The sequence below is a fragment of the Actinospica sp. genome, from assembly GCF_035552695.1.
Taxonomy (GTDB): Bacteria; Actinomycetota; Actinomycetes; order Streptomycetales; family Catenulisporaceae; genus Actinospica.
Window position 1 is genome coordinate 1 of record NZ_DASZKT010000155.1, and the last position, 3053, is coordinate 3053.

3 protein-coding genes are annotated in these 3053 nt (G+C 72.3%); all 3 read left to right on the forward strand.

Annotation, left to right across the window (positions count from 1 at the left end; all coding sequences use genetic code 11):
- On the forward strand, positions 1-1450 hold a 1450-nt coding region (gene dnaK / locus VG296_RS18985), incomplete at its 5' end, for a molecular chaperone DnaK (RefSeq protein WP_325567386.1).
- A gap of 9 nt (positions 1451-1459) precedes the next feature.
- Positions 1460-1993 (forward strand): nucleotide exchange factor GrpE, encoded by a 534-nt coding sequence (locus VG296_RS18990; RefSeq protein WP_325567388.1) that lies wholly within the window; start codon positions 1460-1462, stop codon positions 1991-1993.
- A 6-nt stretch (positions 1994-1999) separates the two neighbouring features.
- On the forward strand, positions 2000-2956 hold the full coding sequence (locus VG296_RS18995) for a J domain-containing protein (protein ID WP_325567390.1): 957 nt from the start codon (positions 2000-2002) through the stop codon (positions 2954-2956).
- Positions 2957-3053 lie beyond the last annotated feature (97 nt).

Genomic DNA, 3053 nt, shown 5'->3' on the forward strand with positions numbered 1-3053 from the left:
GCGCACGGCGACCAAGGACGCGGGGAAGATCGCCGGGCTCGAGGTGCTGCGGATCATCAACGAGCCGACGGCCGCGGCCCTGGCCTACGGGCTGGACAAGAAGGGGCACGAGACGGTGCTCGTGTTCGACCTGGGCGGCGGGACCTTCGACGTGAGCATCCTCGACGTCGGCGACGGCGTCGTCGAGGTGCGGTCCACGGCCGGGGACACCCACCTCGGCGGCGACGACTTCGACCGCAGGCTGGTGGACTATCTGGCCGACGACTTCCAGAAGCAGAACGGCATCGATCTGCGCTCGGATCCCCAGGCGCTGCAACGGCTGTTCGAGGCGGCCGAGAAGGCCAAGACCGAGCTGAGCTCGGTCACCCAGACCCAGGTGAGCCTGCCCTTCATCACGGCCGATGCGGGCGGCCCCAAGCACCTGACCGAGACGGTCCGCCGCTCCACCTTCGAGCAGATCACCGAGGATCTGGTCGAGCGCTGCCTTGGCCCGGTCCGGCAGGCGATGTCCGACGCGAAGGTGTCCGAGAACGACATCGACGAGGTCATCCTGGTCGGCGGCTCGACCCGCATCCCGGCCGTGCAGGCCCTGGTGCGGCGGCTCACCGGCGGCAAGGAGCCCAACATGACCGTCAACCCGGACGAGGTGGTCGCGCTCGGCGCGGCCGCCCAGGCCGGGGTGCTCAAGGGGGAGGTGAAGGACGTCCTTCTGCTGGACGTCACGCCGCTGTCGCTGGGTGTGGAGACCCGCGGCGGCGTCATGACGAAGATCGTCGAGCGGAACACCACCATCCCGGTACGCCGCTCGGAGACCTTTTCCACCGCGGAGGACAACCAACCCGCGGTAGACGTGGTCGTGCTGCAGGGCGAGCGAGAGCGGGCGTCCGACAACCGGGTGCTCGGCCGCTTCAGGCTGGAGAACATCCGGCCGGCTCCGCGCGGCGAGCCCCAGGTCGAGGTCACCTTCGACATCGACGCCAACGGGATCCTCAACGTCAGCGCGAAGGACAAGAACACCGGCGCGGAGCAGGGGATCACGATCAGCGAGGGCTCGAATCTGGACAAGTCCGAGGTCGAGCGGATGGTCTCGGAGGCCGAGCGCAACCGGGCCGAGGACCAGAACCTGCGCCAGGCCGTGGACGCGCGCAACGAGCTGGACGCGATCGCCTACCAGGTGGAGCGGCGGCTGTCGGAACTCGGCGACGCCGCGCCGCAGCACGAGCGGGCGCGGGCCGAACTGCTGATCGGCGACGCGCGCGCGGCGGTGAAGGACGAGGCCCCGCTGGACCGTGTCCGCACGCTGACGTCAGAGCTCCAGCAGGTCTACCAGGCCCTGGCCGCCCACCAAGCAGGCACCGGGGCGGCGCAGAGCGGTCCGGCGCCGCAGGACGGAGCGTCGAACGGCGGTGGGGACGACGACGTCATCGACGCAGAGTTCGACCGGAGCTGAGGGGGCGCCATGGACGACGACACCGGTGCCGCGGCGGGCCGCGACGCCACGCCGGGCGACGACGCGAGCCCCGACCGGGAGGCGGCGGCCGAGCGGCTGCAGGCGCTCGAGGCCACCATGGCAGAACTCGAAGACCGCTGGCGGCGGGCGCTTGCCGATCTGGACAACGCGCGCAAGCGGCACGCCCGCGAGCTGAACCACGAGGCCGAAGCCGAGCGCCGCCGTATCTGCCTGGCCTGGCTCCCGATCGTGGACAACCTGGAACTCGCCCTCGAGCACGCCAAGGACGATCCGGCGTCCATCATCTTGGGCGTGCGCGCCGTGCGTGACCAGGCGGTCGCCCTGCTCGCCTCCCTCGGCTTTCTGCGCGACGAGGAGACCGGCGTGCCTTTCGACCCGCTGCGGCACGAAGCGGCCGAAGTGGTCGAGGATCCCGGGGTGCCGCCCGGAACGGTGGTCCGGGTTCTGCGGCCGGGCTACGGCAGGCCGCCGGACCGACAGCTGCGCCCGGCGGCCGTGGCGGTCAGCCGCAAGCAGGAGTGAGCTGCCGTGGCCCGCGACTACTACGAGGTGCTCGGCGTCCCGAGGAACGCGGACGCCCAGACGATCCAGCAGGCCTTCCGCAAGCTCGCCCGCCGCCATCACCCGGACGTCAACCGCGACCCGGCGGCGGAGGAGCGGTTCAAGGAGATCAACGAGGCCTACCAGGTCCTGTCCGATCCCGAGACCCGGGCCCGCTACGACCGGTTCGGGCCGGAATTCCGGCAGATCCCCGAGGACTACGACGAGCGGGTGGCCGCCGCGCAGGGCGCGCGCTCCGGCGGATTCCGCCGCGGTCGCCGCGGTGGCGGCCCGGTGGGCGACGACTTCGGCGGGTCGGGTTTCGCGGGCCCGGGCTTCGGCGGCTCCGCGGTCGATTTCGAGGACCTGTTCGGCGGGATGTTCGGCAGCCGGGGCGCGGGCCGGGTCGCCGGCGCGGACCAGGTGGCCGAACTGGTGCTGACCGTGGAGGAGGCGTACCGCGGCGGGCGGCGGAAGCTCACCATCGGCGGCGAGGGCGAAGAGCGCGAATACGAGGTGGACATTCCCGCCGGGGTCGTGGACGGCCAGCGGATCCGCCTGGCGGGGCAGGGCGGCCGCGGGTTCGGCGACGGGCCGTCGGGCGACCTCTTTCTCGCCGTGCGGATCGCGCCGCACCCGCGCTATCGGCTGTCCCGCCGCGACATCACGGTCGCCCTGCCGGTCACGCCGTGGGAGGCGGCTCTCGGCGCGACCGTGCCGGTCACCACGCCAGGCGGCACGGCCAAGGTCGCGGTCCCCCCGGGCTCCTCCAGCAGCCGGAAGCTGCGGTTGCGCGGCGAGGGCATGCCCAATCCGAAGGGCTCGCCCGGAGACCTGTACGCCGAGGTCCAGATCATGGTGCCGCCCACCCTCACCGACCGGGAGCGGGAACTGTTCGAGCAGTTGTCCGCCGTCTCGGCCTTCGACCCGAGGAGTCAGACATGACCTCCCCTCAGCAGCCCGGCGGCGGATGGTCCGACGACCACCGCGCCTCGGCGCGCTACTCGCTCGTCACCGTGCGCCGCGCCGGCAGCGGTCGGCT

What these genes read in the sequence shown, in the direction of transcription:
- VG296_RS18990 (WP_325567388.1), top strand. Translation starts at nt 1,460, where the DNA reads ATGGACGACGACACCGGTGCCGCGGCGGGCCGCGACGCCACGCCGGGC.